This is a genomic window from Marinobacterium sp. xm-m-383 (genome assembly GCF_013283255.1).
Classification (GTDB): Bacteria; Pseudomonadota; Gammaproteobacteria; order Pseudomonadales; family Balneatricaceae; genus Marinobacterium_E.
This window is the reverse complement of record NZ_WBYT01000001.1, coordinates 41389-59281: the sequence shown is the minus strand read 5'-3', so window position 1 is coordinate 59281 and position 17893 is coordinate 41389. Positions and strand designations below refer to the sequence as shown.

At 49.2% G+C, this 17893-nt stretch carries 16 protein-coding genes; 7 read left to right on the top strand and 9 right to left on the bottom strand.

Features of this window, described 5'->3' with window-relative positions:
• Position 1: 1 nt before the first annotated feature.
• The 8 genes from XMM383_RS00300 to XMM383_RS00265 all read right to left on the bottom strand — a co-directional run bounded on the left by XMM383_RS00300 (position 2) and on the right by XMM383_RS00265 (position 9921).
• Complete coding sequence (locus XMM383_RS00300; protein WP_371739864.1) at positions 2-2338, bottom strand: DNA polymerase II; 2337 nt, start codon at positions 2336-2338, stop codon at positions 2-4.
• Positions 2331-3326 (bottom strand): diphosphomevalonate decarboxylase, encoded by a 996-nt coding sequence (gene mvaD / locus XMM383_RS00295; protein ID WP_371731727.1) that lies wholly within the window; start codon positions 3324-3326, stop codon positions 2331-2333. The genes XMM383_RS00300 and mvaD overlap by 8 nt, the downstream gene beginning before the upstream one ends.
• Entirely contained in the window at positions 3323-4246 is a 924-nt protein-coding gene (gene mvk / locus XMM383_RS00290) for a mevalonate kinase (protein ID WP_173494317.1), read from the bottom strand. The genes mvaD and mvk overlap by 4 nt, the downstream gene beginning before the upstream one ends.
• The gene (locus tag XMM383_RS00285) at positions 4243-5250 is read right to left on the bottom strand and encodes a mevalonate kinase (RefSeq protein ID WP_173484698.1); all 1008 of its coding nucleotides are present in this window, start codon (positions 5248-5250) and stop codon (positions 4243-4245) included. Before XMM383_RS00285 ends, mvk begins: the two co-directional genes overlap by 4 nt.
• Positions 5251-5252: 2 nt before the next feature.
• A complete protein-coding gene (locus XMM383_RS00280) occupies positions 5253-6419 on the bottom strand; it encodes a hydroxymethylglutaryl-CoA synthase (protein ID WP_173483227.1) in 1167 nt (388 codons plus the stop codon).
• 15 nt (positions 6420-6434) lie between these two features.
• On the bottom strand, positions 6435-7460 hold the full coding sequence (gene fni / locus XMM383_RS00275; RefSeq protein ID WP_173483228.1) for a type 2 isopentenyl-diphosphate Delta-isomerase: 1026 nt from the start codon (positions 7458-7460) through the stop codon (positions 6435-6437).
• Positions 7457-8497 (bottom strand): hydroxymethylglutaryl-CoA reductase, encoded by a 1041-nt coding sequence (locus XMM383_RS00270; protein WP_173483229.1) that lies wholly within the window; start codon positions 8495-8497, stop codon positions 7457-7459. Before XMM383_RS00270 ends, fni begins: the two co-directional genes overlap by 4 nt.
• Positions 8498-8700: 203 nt before the next feature.
• Positions 8701-9921 carry an argininosuccinate synthase gene (locus XMM383_RS00265; protein ID WP_173483230.1) on the bottom strand — a complete coding sequence of 407 codons (1221 nt, stop codon included), beginning with the start codon at positions 9919-9921 and terminating at the stop codon, positions 8701-8703.
• A gap of 231 nt (positions 9922-10152) precedes the next feature.
• Here XMM383_RS00265 and rnt point away from each other — a divergent pair, with 231 nt between their 5' ends.
• Positions 10153-10788: a ribonuclease T gene (rnt, locus tag XMM383_RS00260; RefSeq protein WP_173483279.1), complete on the top strand. Its 636-nt coding sequence runs from the start codon at positions 10153-10155 to the stop codon at positions 10786-10788.
• Between the two features lie 16 nt (positions 10789-10804).
• On the opposite strand, the gene grxD is transcribed toward rnt, so the two are convergent.
• A complete protein-coding gene (grxD, locus tag XMM383_RS00255; RefSeq protein ID WP_173483231.1) occupies positions 10805-11146 on the bottom strand; it encodes a Grx4 family monothiol glutaredoxin in 342 nt (113 codons plus the stop codon).
• Positions 11147-11315: 169 nt separating this feature from the next.
• Here grxD and XMM383_RS00250 point away from each other — a divergent pair, with 169 nt between their 5' ends.
• From XMM383_RS00250 to XMM383_RS00225, 6 genes are all read left to right on the top strand, one after another.
• Complete coding sequence (locus tag XMM383_RS00250; RefSeq protein WP_217363555.1) at positions 11316-12497, top strand: aspartate aminotransferase family protein; 1182 nt, start codon at positions 11316-11318, stop codon at positions 12495-12497.
• A 60-nt stretch (positions 12498-12557) separates the two neighbouring features.
• Positions 12558-13466 (top strand): ornithine carbamoyltransferase, encoded by a 909-nt coding sequence (gene argF, locus XMM383_RS00245; protein WP_173494518.1) that lies wholly within the window; start codon positions 12558-12560, stop codon positions 13464-13466.
• A gap of 78 nt (positions 13467-13544) precedes the next feature.
• On the top strand, positions 13545-14486 hold the full coding sequence (locus tag XMM383_RS00240) for a LysR family transcriptional regulator (RefSeq protein ID WP_173484701.1): 942 nt from the start codon (positions 13545-13547) through the stop codon (positions 14484-14486).
• Positions 14479-14808, top strand: coding sequence for a YqcC family protein (locus XMM383_RS00235; protein WP_173494316.1), 330 nt, complete (start codon positions 14479-14481; stop codon positions 14806-14808). The genes XMM383_RS00240 and XMM383_RS00235 overlap by 8 nt, the downstream gene beginning before the upstream one ends.
• Positions 14801-16783, top strand: coding sequence for a monovalent cation:proton antiporter family protein (locus tag XMM383_RS00230; protein ID WP_173494315.1), 1983 nt, complete (start codon positions 14801-14803; stop codon positions 16781-16783). Before XMM383_RS00235 ends, XMM383_RS00230 begins: the two co-directional genes overlap by 8 nt.
• Before the next feature lie 49 nt (positions 16784-16832).
• Positions 16833-17885: a DUF3549 family protein gene (locus XMM383_RS00225; RefSeq protein WP_173489076.1), complete on the top strand. Its 1053-nt coding sequence runs from the start codon at positions 16833-16835 to the stop codon at positions 17883-17885.
• Positions 17886-17893: the final 8 nt, after the last annotated feature.

Sequence of the window (17893 nt, the reverse complement as noted above, 5' to 3'; positions counted from 1 at the left end):
TCTAGAAAAGCGCTCTCTGTTTATCTATCAGATCATTAAAGCTGGCACCAAGAAAGGGTAATACTGTGTCAGCGACCGGCTCTAACTGTTTAGAGACATAGTGTTGATAATCAATGATTGAACTACGACAGATGGTTGGTTCTGGACCGTTAACTGTTATGACGTACTCAATAGGGTCCCCTCGCCCTAGACGCAGGTTTAACCCCTGCTTCTCTAGGTATGATTGCATTTTTTTGGCCGCTTTCACATGCGGTGGATTACTGGCCTGATAGGCATCTAGAGGTCGTCTTAGTCGACGACGATAGGTCAATAGGTGATCCGCGTTGCCGCTGAGTAGTTGCTCAGTGGTTTCGACGACTAGGTCACGCCAAGACTCGTCATTGAATATTCTGGACAACAACTCTGTCTGGAATCTTTTCGCCAAAGGTGTCCAATCGGACCGAACCGTCTCCAACCCTTTAAAGAGCAATTGATCTTCACCACCCGATCTCTTAAGACCCGCATAGCGTTTCTTAGTGCCCTTCTCAGAGTGGCGCATGGTTGGCATCAAAAAGCGTTTGAAATGACTCTCATATTGCAGCTCAAGAGCACTCTCTACACCGTATTGCTGTTTAAGGTGATCTCGTAGCCATTGGTTGGCTTGATCTGCCAATTCAGCACCGTACTGCGCCATATCACTCTGTTGGCAATCATCGCCCAACCAGACAAAGACTGAATCGGTATCACCATAAATCACCTGATGACCCTGTTCAGATTCAAACCATTGTGCGGTTTTTTGCAGGAGCTCATGGCCCCTCAATGTAATTGCTCCCGATAGGTTCTGATCATAGAAGCGACACACATTGGACCCTAATACCCCGTAGCAGGCATTCATCTGTATTTTGATCGCTTGTGACAACGCAGAGTTACCTTGCGCCTTAGCTCGATCTCGGGCTAACCAAAGCTCTTTGATGATCGCGGGAAGAATCGCCACATCAGAATTGAACTGCGCACCAAAAAAGCCCGGTACTAATGACGCCTCTGAGGCCTCACCCGCCAGAGCGAGTGCTAAAGGGTCCACTGAGAAGGTACGAATGATACTGGGATAGAGGCTCTTAAAATCGAACACTAACACATCACGATAGAGACCGGGTTTAGACTCCATGACAAACCCACCAGGCACAGAGAGGTCACTGCGACCAGAGGCATAAGGAGGTGCAACATAGCCTGCGCGATGCAGCTTAGGCAGATAGAGATTATCGAATGCCGCTTGGGAACCACCCACTTTGTCCAAGGCCAAACCTGTAAGACGAGTGCGTTCGATCAAATACTCAAGCAACTCAGCTTTTTTGAAGATCTCTAACACCAATCGACAATCTTCAATGTTATAGGTTGCTAATGCTTGTTTATCCTCTCTAAAGAGCTGCTGAATCTTCTCGCCACGATCATAGGGGTTATCAATCGCTTTACCACGCCCCAAGAGTGACTGAGCGACACTCTCCAGGCTGAAACTATCAAATTGCCAGGTGGCCCCTTTTAAAGTCTCAATGCCGTCGATGGCAACACGACCAGCAATACGACTGAACCAACGACCATTTTGACCAACATCGACCTGCATTTCACTGCTATCGCGTCCAAGCTTGAGCCCTACACGATTGGCCTTAGCTCGCCGAGCGAGCACGCGCAAATCAAAGCCAATCAAATTCCAGCCGACGATCAAATCAGGATCCCACTCTGCCACTATCTCGACAAAACGCTGAAGCAGAGCTCGCTCATCCGAGCAGCCTTCACACCAGGTCAGATCGGGCGCCTCACCATTAAACAGCACGAGACTCTGATCGCCCTGCTGCAAGCCAATCGAGAGCAACTGATTAGCATTTAACGTGGTTTCAATATCTAATGAGAGAAGCTTTAAATCAGGTGTAAAGTCACAGGGGCGCAACTCTAGCCCTTTAACACTTTCTACCTGAACAGCCCCGGTGCGAATAAACCGTTCCATCAAATAGCGATCAACCGGCCTGATATCCTCTTCCATGAGAGCAATCTGCACCGCCTCGAGTCGCTTTAACACTTCCCAGTAAACTTTTAGGCTTTGGCAGTAGAGACCCATGACAGGTTTTAAGGAGAGGGATTTCAGTTCTAAATGACGCAGCGTCCAACCCGATATATCTTTCAGACAGGACTCAATAGCAGCTTGATCAGTGGCAAACACAAAACAGACCGCCTCTGCATTCGAGACAGTAACCGCATGAGCACCCTCCACCCCAGTCAACCAGAAGGTGTATTCAATGCCCTGCGGGCCATCGCGCTGGGTTCGGGTGAGAGGGAAGCCAGTGGTTGGCATAACCGCGCTAGACACCGAAAGGGGTGACTACCTCCAGTTCAGGGAAGTGAGTCAATAGGTCAGTTAAAGACTCTTTCTGGAAAAGAAGCTTCAAGTTAGGGCCTGCATCCATGGTGAAATAGACCTCCAACCCCTGCTCACGAAGGTGCCATACCTTGTGCATCGCCTCTAACGACTCTGGCTGCCAATAGACTAGCGGAGGCCAGCTCGAAGCAAAGGTGGCATGCATCGACATGGCGTTATGCTCCGCAGTAGAACCCAACAGGGTAAAGTCCTTATCTGAGATCGCCTGATGCAGTTTCGACAGATCGGCATTCGCTTGTGCAGGCCAACTGTTATAAAGGTGAGAGGTCTCTTTGGTGCGCTGCATCCCAGATCGGCTATCAACGGACTTCTCGCCGATATCCACTTTGACCAGACCGATTCGAAGATCATCCCAGGTCGCATCAATTGGATGAGCATGACTGTCCAAACCATCTTCGCGATGCCCCATATGCCACTCTACAAATCCATTAAAGATGGATCGACAGGCACTGCCACTTCCCATACGAGCAATCATTGATAGCGCTTCATTGGAAAGCTGCAGTGATAGTGCATCGTTCAGCGCCAACGTCAGTGCAGCAAAGCCGGAGGCTGAGGAAGCAAGACCTGCTGCAGTAGGAATGTTATTTCGAGTCTCCACTCTGAAAGCGAGGGACTTGCTACCACGAAAGAGATCGATGAACTGACTAACGCGACCTGCAAACTGTGAATCCTGGTGCATCTGTTGGCCGTTTAACCAAACCTCATCAATCGGCTGATCAATTGGCGTCACTCGAGTTCTAGAACCCAAATCATTCAATGAGACAGAGAGGGATGGGTTGATCGGCAAATTAAGCTCAGCATCACGCTTGCCCCAGTACTTACACAGAGCGATGTTACTCGGAGCAAAGTGTTCCGATGATGCAGAAACAGCCCCCAACTCGGGTAGCACTTTAGTCAGCACTTCTTGCTTAGTAATCACATTGACTCCTGTTTCAGACCTTCACTGTGTATCGAGACGGGCAGATGTTGATAAGGGATCTCTGAAGGATTGGTCAAACCTAACGAGATAACAGAGTCACCCAAACCAGACCCTGAAATCTTAGCACCCAGAACACCAGACTGCTGACGCATTCTAAATTGCAGGTCTGCCAAATTAGCATCACACACGCCTAGCGCATCCATTAGGCCTGAGTATTGATCCATCAATTGCCCTACTCGGATCCACTCTTGTGACTCTATCGCCTCTTCTGCTGCGCGAGTCACCTGCCCCATCAATTGATAGATCGAGGCGTATATAGCGGGATCGGCCTCAGCTCGCTGATTAACCAAGGCAATCATATCAGGCGTTTTCATCTTGTAACCGACATAAAAGAGATCAATGTCAGGAGTGCCTTTCAGTGGACGAACCTTGGCACCGTTCATTTCATAGGCGATCAAACCACCCCATATTGAAGCGGCCAAATCAGTGCCGGAACCACGACCAAATTGAACCCTGTGAACAGCCTCTAGAGCCAGCTTGAATACCTGATCATTGGTAACCGGCTCACCACAGAAGTTTAACAGACAAGCAAGGGTTGAAGCCGTGACTGCGGCAGATGAACCCAAACCAACTTGGTCAGAAAACTGGCTGGAGACTTTTAAATCAAACCCCTGTTTTAACTTCGACTGACACAGCTGAATTGCAGCGACCATAAAGCTAAACGTTGAATCGTCTGTTAACTCACTCAAAGCGCTCTGATAACGACCCAGTTCCGACTCGATAGTGACGACCTCATCCACTCGCGGGATCAAAGAGACAGACAGCCTGTTACCAACGGCCAGTGCAATAGCAGGTTGGCCATGCAAGATGGCATGCTCGCCCATTAACATCAGGTTACCGGGTGCCGAATAACAGATCATACATCGTCTCCGAGAGTGACACCCAAACCATCCGACTCAACTCGCCCCCAGCGCATCAAAGTCGGTAACTTCAAAGCATCCGGTGTTTGATTGGGCAGATACGCCAGCACAAGCCCACCGGTATCACCCGACACCGCACCAGCACCTGCGATTTTAGCCGCACCGCCTAACCTCTCGATCTGCTCAATCAATGCGGTGACTCGGGCGGGCACCACCCCGATACGGTTTAATAGGCGGTGGTTATCTTGAATCGCAGAGAAGAGCTGATCGAGATCGGTTTGAGCCGTTTCGATGCGGTTCGTCACCGCAGCAAACTCGCTCCATATATCCGACTGCTCAAACTGGGCGCGGACACGCTCGACACAGACACCGGTACTTGTAGCGGGAGTTCCAGTGAATATCCAATACCAATCCTGATTAAATATTTCCGGTAATTCCCCTAATCGACTCGCTTGATCTTGCTCGACTTTGACCAAACCACCCATAGTAACTGTAGCCGCATCAATCAAACTGCCACGACCGTGTTGTAACCGTTCACAGTGTCGCACTTGCTCAATCAAGGTTGGCAAATCTTCGTGTTTGGAGAAGAGTTTCAAAAGCGCCGCAAGCAGAGCGGCAGATGAGCCCATGCCCGCACCAACAGGAATATCCGATTGAATATCAAATTTGCCGCGTGGAATGCGTTCAAGGTTACCTAGTATGCGAGCCACATCAACGGTGTAGAAAATCAACTCTGCCGGTCGAGAGAAGATCTCGCTGATGGAGCGCTCACCTCGAAGGTAGCCATCAAACGCTGCGTCCAATTTGTGACGAAGAGTGGACAACTTCTCCAGCGCCATCTCATGTGCTCTGTCTGGAGCAAACCAGCTAAGACGCGGCAGTAGATCGGGAGTGAAGTTAACGGTTAAACGCTGTTTTACCGAGAATGCGAGAGCTGGGGCACCGTACACAACAGAGTGCTCACCACTTAAAATGATCTTTCCGGGAGCACTCGCAACCGACATGACTAGCGTTCTACGTACTCACGTTTGTGATCGCTAATCGCCGCCAAACGGAAGCGACCCTGTGTATCGGGCTCAATCACATGTTGCCCACCATCACGTGGATCTGGGTAACGGTAAAGGGTGAGATACTCTTCGTAGCTCAACTCAGTCCGATCCTTTAACAGTTCAGCGTGGCGGCCTGTATTCAACGCCGATTGGTAGCCAGACACCACCTTAGCGGTAAAGAACTCACTGACTGAACCCGATCCATAACTGAACAGCCCGATGCGTTTATCGGTTAAATCTTCGTTGAGTTGCTCAAGAAGGGAGCAGAGCCCAATATACATTGACGCTGTGTAACAGTTACCGATCAAACGGTTGTAGATGAGTGTTGGTTCAATCTGAGCAGCAAGCTCTTCCGGAGTTTGACCCGTCTTATTGACACGAGCTAACTGTGAGTGAGCTTTCTGTGCCATCTTGCCGAACGGCAGGTGGTAACAGAAATAGTCGATATCACCGTAGCGAACTGAACTCTCTTCACAGAAGTTTTCCCAGCTACGTTTTAACGATGTTAGGTAAATTTTGGTCGAGTATTTGCCATCAACCAGCGCCGTTGTTCGGTAGTTGGGACGCCAAAAATCCATCACATCTTCAGTATGAGTACCCGATTCTGGTTCAATCTCTAGAACTCTTGGATTTGCTTTAATCAGCATTGCAACCGCACCACAACCCTGGGTGGCTTCACCTGGAGAGTCCAGATCGTAACGGGCCACATCGGAGGCGATCACAAGCACCTGTTTACTTGGGTTACGAGCAACCAGTGCACAGGCCATTTGAACGGCCGCTGTTGCACTGTAACAAGCGTGTTTGAGCTCAACGACGCGGCAACGACTGTTCAATCCCAACAGACGATGTACATAGACTCCCGCCGCTTTGGATTGATCAATACCGGTTTCAGTCGCAAACAGAATCGTTGAGATAGCATCGGTTCCAATGCGCTCAACAATGGGAAGTGCAGCGTTCGCAGCAAGCGTGACGATATCCTCATCATGCGCCGCCATCGCCATCTTCTCTTGACCAATACCATCGTAATACTTGTTAGGATCAGTGCCTTGACGTTCAGCCAGCGTGCGCAAATCGAGGTAGTAGCTCGATGTATAAAAGCTGATTTCGTCGATACCTACGGACATACTTTGATCAAATCCTTAAAACTGTTCGATGATAAGCGCTCGCTGACCCTTAAGCGCTGTCGTACTGGGCACACCTAAAAGAAACAGTGCCGTTACATATTCACGTTTGATACGTTCAATTACGTCGACAACCGCTTCAGCGGATTGCATTGCCGGTTGCAGTAGAGGCGCTGCAAATCCCCCCAGCGAGGCGCCGAGTATAACAGACTTAGCTAGATCAATCCCATTGCGTAGACCACCACTGGCAATCAACGTACTCTTATCCTGCCAAGGCTGACATTGATCTAACGCCACTGGAGTTGGTAATCCCCAATCTTGAAATAACAGCCCAAGATCATCCTGATCACGACGATGATGTTCGATTCGACTCCAAGAGGTTCCACCACTGCCTGCCACATCGAAATAGCGAACACCTGCTCGGTAACCAAGCTCCACATCGGCGGCCGACAGGCCAGAACCCACCTCTTTCAACCAGACTGGAACGGACAAACCCTCGACAACCTGTTGGATCTGATCCGTCAGATTCGCGAAATTACGATCACCCTCTGGCTGAATAGCCTCCTGCAAAGGGTTCAAGTGAAGGTAGAGAGCATCAGCCTTAAGCAGGTCAACCGCAGCCTGACACTGCTCCAGTGAAAAACCATAGTTGAGCTGCACAGCACCAACATTGCCAATCAATAACGCATTGGGAGCAACCGATCGAAGATCAAAACTACTCTTAGCCGACTCATCACTGAACATCACTCGCTGCGAACCCACCGCCATCGCCACACCACAACGCTCGGCTGCTTCTGCAAGATTACGGTTAATGGTTCGGATCAACTCATGATCACCACCCGTCATCGATGAAATAAGCATCGGGAAGCTTAGCGATTTACCCAACAATTCAATGGACGGATCGATCTTTTCGAAATCGAGCTCTGGCAACGCCCTGTGCGTTAACTTGATACGATCGAAGTAGCGCGCATCACGATCGGTCTCTGCATCCTGCAGAATCGCATTGATGTGCTCAATTTTTCGATCGTTGGTCAGCTGACTCATTTGCGTTCCATTTGCAGGTGCGACTGCATCAGCTCACCTGGGTTAGTCTGCGCAGCAATCAGCGACAGCTCACCACACAGAACCGTAGCACCACAGATAGCCGCCAATCGACGTGCATTAGCACCCGGCTCACGATCATCTCGACAGCCAAGGCGTTCTAGGTTCTCTTCTACAAAGTCGATCCCTTTGCCGTTACCGACACTGCCGACGATTAGGTTGGGTAGCGTACAGCTGAAGTATAAATCGCCGTTGCGAACCTCAGCGTGAACCACACCTTGTGATCCCTCAATGATGTTGGCCGCATCCTGACCTGTCGCCAAGTAAAAGGCGAGCAGCATATTAGCGTAGTGCGCATTAGCACTGCGTAAACCGCCGGCAATCATTGTTCCGATCAGGTTTTTCTTGATGTTCAGATCAACAATTTTCTCTGGCGTAGAGTGAAGGCGGCGCTCAACGATATCCCGTGGAATCAGGATTTCACAAACCACATACTTACCACGACCAAGAATGCCATTAACGGCGGTCGCCTTTTTATCGGAGCAATAGTTACCGGATATAGAGCTGTACTGAAGGTGTGGATACTCTGTCAAAATCCAAGGGATCAGATGATCAGCAGCATTGGTCACCATATTGTGACCAGAAGCATCGCCCGTCGTAAACTCTAGGCGTAGGTAGATAAGGTTACCAACCACCTGAGAATTCAGATCAATTAACTTGGCGAAACGACTCGATTTTGCCACTACCTCATTGAGGTCATCCATTCGAGCTTTTAGAGACTGGATCGCTTGGTGCGCTGCATAGGCATCTTCCGCTTCAAGCAAAATCGAGCGGGTCATACGCTCATCAATCACACTGACTTTAATCCCCTCTTCACAGAGAGTAGAGATGCGTGCACCACGACCAACGGATGGCCACAGAGGGGTTTCGTAAGTGGCTAGAGGAACACTCAACTTCTCTTCAATCAGATGACCTGACAGTTTCATCGGACCGACCCAGCGCATTGGGATCGGAGCTTGAAGAATTTTGTGTGTTTTCATCCGCTGAAAATCCAATAAAAAAGGGTTGTAGCAACAACCCTTTAGGTTCAAAAACTAACTAAGAGCAATTTTATCGATCACATCTACCTGATGCAATTGATTGAACTCATAACAGAGCAACTGAGATCACTGAAAAAACAAAAAACCCGAGTCATCTTAACGATGATTCGGGCTTCGATTTAGCAAACTAGACTAGTTGACGATTAGTCGAACTTACGACCTTTGCTAGCAGCGATACGCATACGAAGTGCATTCAACTTAATGAAGCCAGCTGCGTCTTTCTGATCGTAAGAGCCTGCGTCATCTTCAAAGGTTGCAATGCTCTCGTCGAACAGACTCTCTTCAGAGCGACGACCAACAACCGTCACGTTACCTTTGTACAGCTTCACACGAACTTCACCGTTCACGTACTTCTGACTCTCGTCGATCATCGTTTGAAGCATCTTACGCTCTTCTGACCACCAGAAGCCGTTGTAGATGACTTTAGCGTAACGTGGCATCAACTCATCTTTTAGGTGAGCCGTTTCACGATCTAGAGTAATCGATTCAATCGCACGGTGTGCAGGCAGCATGATGGTTCCACCCGGTGTTTCGTAACAGCCACGTGACTTCATACCTACGAAACGGTTCTCTACGATATCAAGACGACCGATACCGTTTTCACCACCCACCTTGTTAAGGTAAGTCAATACGGTAGCTGGAGACATCTCTTCACCGTTGATCGCAACGATGTCACCCTGACGGTAGGTCAATTCAAGGTAAGTTGGCTGATCTGGAGCCTCCTCTGGAGAGACAGACCAACGCCACATATCGGCTTCAGCTTCTGCCCAAGGATCTTCAAGAATGCCGCCTTCGTATGAGATGTGAAGCAGGTTCGCATCCATAGAGTAAGGTGATTTTTTCTTTTTGTTAGAGAAATCGACTGGGATGTTGTGAGTTTCACAGTAAGCCATCAACTTCTCACGCGAGTTAAGATCCCATTCACGCCAAGGTGCAATGACGTGCACGCCCGGTTTCAGTGCGTAGGCACCCAATTCGAAACGTACCTGATCGTTACCTTTACCGGTCGCACCGTGTGAAATCGCATCAGCACCAGTCTCGTTAGCGATCTCAACCAGACGCTTAGCGATGAGTGGACGAGCGATTGAAGTACCCAGTAGGTATTCACCTTCGTAAATAGTGTTCGCACGGAACATTGGGAATACGTAGTCACGAACAAACTCTTCACGAAGATCTTCGATGTAGATCTCCTTGACGCCCAAGGCTTCAGCTTTAGCTCGCGCTGGCTCAACCTCTTCACCCTGACCGATGTCAGCAGTAAAGGTTACAACTTCGGCATTGTACTCATCTTGTAACCAACGAACGATTACAGAGGTATCCAAACCACCAGAATAAGCTAAAACGACTTTTTTAATGTCGGACATTGACGACTCCAACTCCATGCTCACCCGATCTGGGTAGAGGTTAATACGGCGCACTGAACTCATGAATCAGACAGCGCTAAAATTTATGGGGGGAAATTATAGCGAACATTTAAATAAATATCAGTAGATCTGAGTTTTAACTCTGCCCTTATCCTTTGGATTTGTTAAACTCCATAAAACCCCATCGAAGAGTAAGGATCTACTGTGCCAAATTCGAAACAGCGTCACCCAATGGCAGACCGTTTCCGTGGTTATCTTCCCGTTGTTGTTGATGTCGAAACGGCTGGATTCAATGCTCAAACCGATGCTCTCTTAGAGATTGCAGCGGTCACTCTGACCATGGATGAAGAGGGCTACCTGATCGTAGATCAGTCAATTGAGGCGCACGTAGAGCCTTTCGAAGGGGCAAACCTAGAACAATCGGCGTTGGATTTCACCGGCATCGACCCTTGGTCGCCGGATCGTGAGGCCGAGCCAGAACTCATGGCGATGGAGAAGATCTTCAAGCCTATCCGCAAAGCGGTTAAAGCGCATGACTGCAAACGAGCCATTTTGGTTGGACATAACGCCCACTTTGATCATAGCTTTGTATGCAATGCAGCTGATCGTTGTGACATCAAGCGCAATCCATTCCACCCATTCTCCACTTTTGATACCGCCACACTGGCGGGTCTAGCGTATGGCCATACGGTCCTCGCTAAGGCGTGCGATCTCGCCGGAATTAGCTTCGACAACAAACAGGCGCACTCCGCTCTCTACGACACAGAGAAAACGGCCGAGCTATTTTGCATGATTGTCAATCAGTGGAAAGAGATGGGGGGATGGGACATGATGCTCGCCCTCAGAGAAGAGAGCGAGCTGGACTAACAAGCGTCAGCGGGGATTAACCCTCAGCGTTGTCACCCTCTTCAGATTTAGCCGCTTCAGAGACCAATGTCTGTAGTTCACCGCTCGCTGCCATATCACAGATAATGTCACACCCGCCGACTAGCTCACCATTAACCCACAACTGAGGGAAGGTCGGCCAGTTAGCGTACTTTGGTAGTTCTGCACGAATGTCAGGGTTCTCAAGGATGTTTACGAAAGCAAAACGTTCGTTACACGACATCAACGCTTCAGATGCACGTGATGAAAAACCACACTGAGGAAAGCGAGGTGTGCCTTTCATGTAAAGAAGAATGGCATTGCTTTCGATCTGTTCTTTAATTGTCTCTAAAGTGCTCATTAACTCACCTCTTAAATCTCATTGAACGAATGGGCGCACTATACAGTAAATCTGAGTAAAAAACTCGGTTATAACCACTCTAAGATTGCTTATTTTGTAAGCACAAAATAATATTAGTCTCCAGCGACAGCCACGGCTGTCTTTTTGCGTTTTATGGAGAACACTTTCAATGACCATGACCCCTGTAATGCCCACCTACGCTCGGTTACCTGTTGCTTTCACCCACGGTGAAGGCGTTTGGTTGTACGACACTGAAGGGCGACGCTATCTGGATGCACTCTCTGGCATCGCAGTTACCGGTCTTGGTCACGCTCACCCTGCCGTCACTCAAGCACTCAGCGAACAAGCCGCTAAACTGATTCACACTTCCAACCTGTACGAGATCTCTCTGCAACAGCAGCTGGGTGAAAAGTTATGTACAGAGACCAATATGGAAGCGGTCTACTTCTGTAACTCCGGTGCGGAATCGAATGAGGCTGCAATCAAGATTGCTCGTAAATACGGTAACGACCGCGGCATCACTAACCCGTCTATCATTGTGATGGAGCAGAGTTTTCATGGCCGCACCATGGCAACGCTGTCAGCCACTGGAAATCGTGCCATTCAAGCCGGGTTCGAACCACTTCTGAGTGGCTTCGTGCGCGTGCCATACGATGATGTTGAAGCGATTAAGAAGGTCGCATCAAACAACCGGAGCATTGTAGCAATTCTTGTAGAGCCCGTTCAGGGTGAAGGTGGCGTGCACGTCCCTACCGACGGCTACCTAAAAGCACTGCGTGAGATTTGTGATGAGAATGAGTGGCTGCTCATGCTTGATGAGGTTCAAACAGGTAATGGACGTACTGGCAAATACTTTGCCTTCCAACATGAAGGTGTACAGCCTGACGTATTGACCACAGCAAAAGGTCTAGGCAACGGGGTTCCTATTGGTGCCTGCTTGGTTGCAAAACATGGCAACCATGTATTCGGTCCTGGTAACCACGGCTCAACCTACGGTGGTAATCCATTGGTATGTGCGGCGGCGCTTGCCGTTTACAACACCATCCAAAATGAAGAACTGATGGCCAATGCGATGGCTCGTGGCCAACAGATTCGTGATGGCTTGGCCTCTCGCTTTGCCGACCTTGAAGAATTTGTTGAGGTACGAGGCAAAGGGTTGATGATCGGTTGTCAGTTCAATACTGACATTGCTGGCTTAGCTAAACTTGCCTCTGACAATCAGCTATTGCTCAATGTGAATGGAGGAGGTAAGGTTATTCGATTGCTACCACCTCTAATCATCTCTGAGTCTGAAGCAGAGCAACTGATAGAGACTGTATCTGAGCTAGTTCATCAGCTACTTGCAAAGTAATCAAAACTAACTTTATTTAGGATATCGTCAGCCATGCATTTGGCTGACGTTTTAATTTTTATGGGAACAAGACACTTTCTAACTCTTCTAGACCTAACGCCTGAAGAGCTTAACAAACTGATCAATCGTGCGATTGAACTCAAACGCATGCGCAATGCGGGAGAGATCTACGAGCCACTCAAGAATCGCGTTATGGCGATGATCTTTGAAAAGTCGTCTACACGAACACGTGTCTCCTTCGAAGCAGGCATGGCACAGTTTGGTGGTCATGCGATGTTCCTATCCCCTCGCGACACCCAGCTGGGACGCGGTGAACCGATTGAAGACAGCGCTCGAGTCATCTCTAGCATGGTTGATGTAGTGATGATTCGCACCTTCAGCCACGAATTAGTTGAAACCTTTGCAGCCAACTCCAAGGTGCCGGTCATTAACGCGCTGACCGATGAGTTCCACCCCTGTCAGCTTCTTGCCGACATGCAGACCTATCAAGAGATCCGAGGTTCTATTAAAGGTAAGACCGTGGCATGGGTTGGTGATGGCAATAACATGTGCAGTAGCTACATCAATGCGGCTCGCCAGTTTGATTTCCATTTAAACGTCGCTTGTCCTAAAGGTTTTGAGCCAGATGCAGAGCTACTCGCCGCAAACCCTGGTCGTGTAACAATTACTCATGATCCTAAAGAAGCCGTTAAAGATAGCGACCTGGTTGTAACCGATGTTTGGGCATCAATGGGACAGGAGGAGGAAGAGGCTCTTCGTCTGAAGCGTTTTGATGGATTCCAAGTCAATACAGCATTGATGGATCTCGCTAAACAGGATGCTCTATTCATGCACTGCCTGCCGGCTCACCGCGGTGAAGAGGTCAGCGACGAAATGATGGACGACCCACGTTGCGTTGCATTTCAAGAAGCTGAAAACCGCCTACACGCCCAAAAAGCACTTCTGGAGTTCCTTCTAGTAGGCATTTAACCCTTTGAGTAAGCAGTCCATGGGCTGCTTACTTGTTATGGTCTATACTGGCCTCAATGCAATTAGCCGGAGTCAGCCATGATCGATCTTCGACATCTTAAAACTCTTGTGGCATTAAGAGATGCCGGTAGCCTTGTCGAAGCTGCAGAGCGGGTTCACTTAACCCAATCGGCCCTTTCACACCAAATCAAAGATCTCGAAGAGCGCCTAAACTGCTCGCTGTTCATCCGCAAAACCAAACCGATTAGTTTCACCTCTGCTGGTCAACGCATACTATCGTTGGCAGATGACATTCTACCGATGATCCGAACAGCCGAGCGTGATATTGCTCGCTTAGCGGGTGGTGAAGTTGGTCGTTTGAATATCTGTATTGAGTGTCATAGCTGTTTTGATTGGCTCATGCCAACCATCGACTCATTCCGCAAGAATTGGCCTGAAGTTGAGATGGATCTCTCAACCGGTTTTACATTCCAGCCACTGCCAGCACTGGCTCGTGGTGATATTGATCTTGTCATCACATCGGATCCAGAGCCAAGAAACGGCATTCACTACGTTCCACTGTTCAGTTACGAATCGATGCTCGCCCTAAGCCGCCAACATCGACTCAATGCTAAAAAGCAGATTGAGCCGTCAGATCTATCGGAGGAGACCTTGATCACCTACCCCGTCGATCAAAACCGTTTGGATCTGTTCACACGATTTTTAGACCCAGCAGGTATCGAACCTCAAGAAATTCGCACGGCGGAGTTAACCGTTATGATGGTGCAGCTGGTTGCTAGTGGTCGAGGCGTGGCTGCGCTGCCAAACTGGGCACTGCACGAGTATCTTGAAAAGCAGTTCATCGATGCCAAGTCTTTAGGTGAAGAGGGTTTGTGGTGCACACTCTATGCGGCTATCCGCGAAGAGCAGAAAGAGTCAGACTTCATGCTGGACTTCCTAAGCACCGCGCAAGAGATCAGCTTTAAACGACTCAACGGCATTAAAGCCGCGATCACCAAGTTCGAAAACAACGATGAGTAAAGCTCAAGCCGTTACACTCTCGATCGCAGCGATCAGAGATGAGATGGAGCGTTTATCCCTGTGGGAAGCATCGCCACCGTCCCAGGAAGCGTTAAGCAGCCAGCAACCCTTTTGCATCGACACGCTTGAGTTTACTCAGTGGTTGCAGTGGATTCTGATCCCTAGGCTTGAAGCTATTTTAAAAACCGACATTCCTCTGCCCGATTCCAGTGCCATCCACCCCTATGCCGAAGAGGCACTGAAGAGTCGTACAGAGAACGCCCAATTAATCGCTCAGATTCAACAACTCGATAGAGCACTCAGCGGGGATACTAATGGCTGAAAGCTACGGTCTATTTGAACAGATACTGCTTATTTTCATTGGTGCCGTTATTGCCACCACCCTGTTCAGACGTTTAAAACTGCCAGCCATTTTGGCCTACCTAGCTATGGGTGCCCTGATTGGCCCGTTTGCGCTTCAAGTTGCACACCCCGACCAGATGGCGCTTCTTTCAGAGCTTGGCGTTGTATTCCTTCTGTTCATGTTGGGTCTTGAGTTCTCATTGCCAAAAATGATTGCCATGCGCAAAACCGTTCTTGGCTTAGGTTCAGCCCAAGTCATTACTACCTCCGCTATTTTCATCGGCTTATCGCTACTAATGGGGATGGAGTTGGCACCCTCCATCGTTCTAGCCGGTGCGTTAGCCTTATCTTCTACAGCCATCGTGACCAAAGAGCTCATTCGACTCCAGCAGCTAGGACAACCGCATGGGCAGCTATCCTTCGGGATTCTGCTATTTCAAGATATTGCCGCGGTCGTCTTTCTGATCTTAGTTCCTGCGCTAGGAACCAGCACCGCTGAAGCTAGCGAATCAATCATCTGGCCACTACTGCAAGGCGCTGGATTGCTACTTTTACTTCTTATTCTTGGGCACAAAATTCTTCCCGCACTGTTTAATGAGATTGCCCGTGAACGCTCGGATGAGCTCTTTGTCCTAGTTGCACTGGTCACTGCTATGACGGCAGCTTGGATTACTCACGCAGCGGGCCTATCAATGGCTTTAGGTGGCTTCTTAGCGGGCATGATGTTGGGCGAGAGTCACTTTAAGCATCAACTTGAGAATGACATACGCCCATTTAGAGATGTGCTGCTTGGCCTCTTCTTCGTCACTGTGGGTATGCAGCTTGATCTGTCTGCGCTGGTTGAAAACATCCACTGGGTTATTCTAACGACTCTGATGCTGGTCACGGCGAAAACCCTCGTCATTTTGCTGCTAGGTCGTCTATTCGGTAATAACGCAAACACCTCCCTGAAAGCAGGCATCAGTCTAGCTCAAGGCGGTGAGTTTGGCTTTGCCCTACTCGCGGTTGCTCTGACCTATCACGTGATCGACAGTGACCTAAACGCTGTCTTAGTCTCCACCATTATCATTTCGATGGTCATTACACCTAGTCTATTAAATAAAGCCGATTGGATCGCAGAGCGCTTTTTCCCAACCGAAAACAGCACTGAGTCTGTGCCAGAGCACCAACATGCTGATGCCGCCAGCCAACATCACGAACTCGCCGACCATGTCATCATTTGTGGCTATGGTCGTGTTGGACAGATTGTGGCTCGTTTTCTGAAGCAGATGGGGATTCAATACGTAGCCATCGATCCGGACCCGATTCGCATTAAAGAGGCCTCTTCAGCCGGTGAGCCTGCCTATTACGGCGATGCCAAACGTGTCGATATTATGCGAGGCTTAGGAGCTGCGAAGGCTCGCCTTATTATTCTGACGCTGCCTAACCCCAAGTCGAGCCTTGAGACGTTAAAACAGATCAAGCGCGAATTCGGTGATATCCCAGTACTCGTTAGAACCCAGGATGATTATCACTTAGAGCAGTTTCAGATATACGGCGCAGCAGAGGTGGTACCTGAGGCCCTTGAAGGCAGCCTAATGTTGGTCTCTCACGTCCTCACACTGCTGGATGTTCCCGCAGATATCATCAAGGAGCGCATTCGTACCGTAAGATCACAACGTTACCGAATATTGCATGGTTTCGTGCACGGCGGACAATCCCTGAAAGCGGATTTAGACCCAAGCCGAGTGATTCAAAAGCACGCGGTTACTCTCTCTGAAAACGCCTATGCTTGTGGCAAAACCCTAGACGCCCTCGACCTAGAGTTGGAGATCAGCTCACTGATTCAACAGGGTGAGGAGATCGATAACCCATCGGGAACTCTGCTGCTTAATGAGGGTGACACTTTGATTCTGAACGGATCGCCTAGGGAGATTGAACAAGCAGAAGAGAGGATTCTGCTCGGCAACCTGTGATTCGCTCGCCGACATGGTAAAATCGCGCGCTTAGAAAATGGAGTCAGCGATGAGCGATCAACAGGTAACTTTAACCGCACTATTCAAACAGGCCGGAACCGCGATGCGTATCTACGATCTCGGCCGTCGTATCAGGGCATTCAGTGCTGACGAGTTTGAACGCATCGAGACTCAGGCCACCCCTTACCCTACTCCCTACCTGCAGCACGCTTGGATTGCGCTGCTACTTTGGAATCCTAAGTCTGCTGATGAGAATGCCGTCTGGTTTTTGAAGTTACCGCTTGATGAGCAAGGGTTTCTGCTCAGCGCTGTGCGTGATGATATCGTCAATCGCCTACTGCAAAACGTTCAATCCAGTATCGACGGTGTTCCAACAGAAGACAGCCTCAAAGAGAATCCTTTTGCGTTTAAACCAAGCGATGAAAAGATGGCACTATTTCATGCCAAAGCAGCACTGGATAACCAACAAGCAGCATCAGCCTATTACGAGCCTGTGCAGCAATTTATCAGCCAACCCAACCTTGATACTGGCTGGGAGAACTTGTCACTTCAAGGCTTGGCTGATTTTGTTGTAAGACTTGAACAGTCCGGTAACGAAGCCACTCTTGTGAACGCACTGAATCAGCTTCCAGAAGGCTTACACGCACAAGTTCTTGGGTTGCTTGAACACGCAAAGCCTAGCAGCGACCTATCCGAAAAGCTGTTGCATCAGCTAACAGAGGCATTAAGCGAAAACAGAGACCCTGTGCTTATCTCGCTTCTTATCCGTGCGCTCTCTAGTGCTAAAACAGAAAGCCATACGCATCAGGCGATTGAAGCTGTTCTCAATAGCAGAGCAGCACAGAGTGCTGAGCTGCTCGCTGCGATCGCTACCCGTTGTGAAAATGCGCTGCTTGAGCCAACACTTCTAACTCTGTTTTTAGAGGCTCTAGCTAAGTGTGATGCCGGGCAGAACGCCTTCAGTCGTATCCTAGCAGACTTGATGTACCTGCCGGTGCATCGAGTCTTGATGGTTCAAGCGCTTCGCTCATCCTCGGTGTCCGATGCACTGAAACAGGCAACCGATCAAATGTTCGGCCCACACTTTCGCCAACCACAATAGGCTCTTGC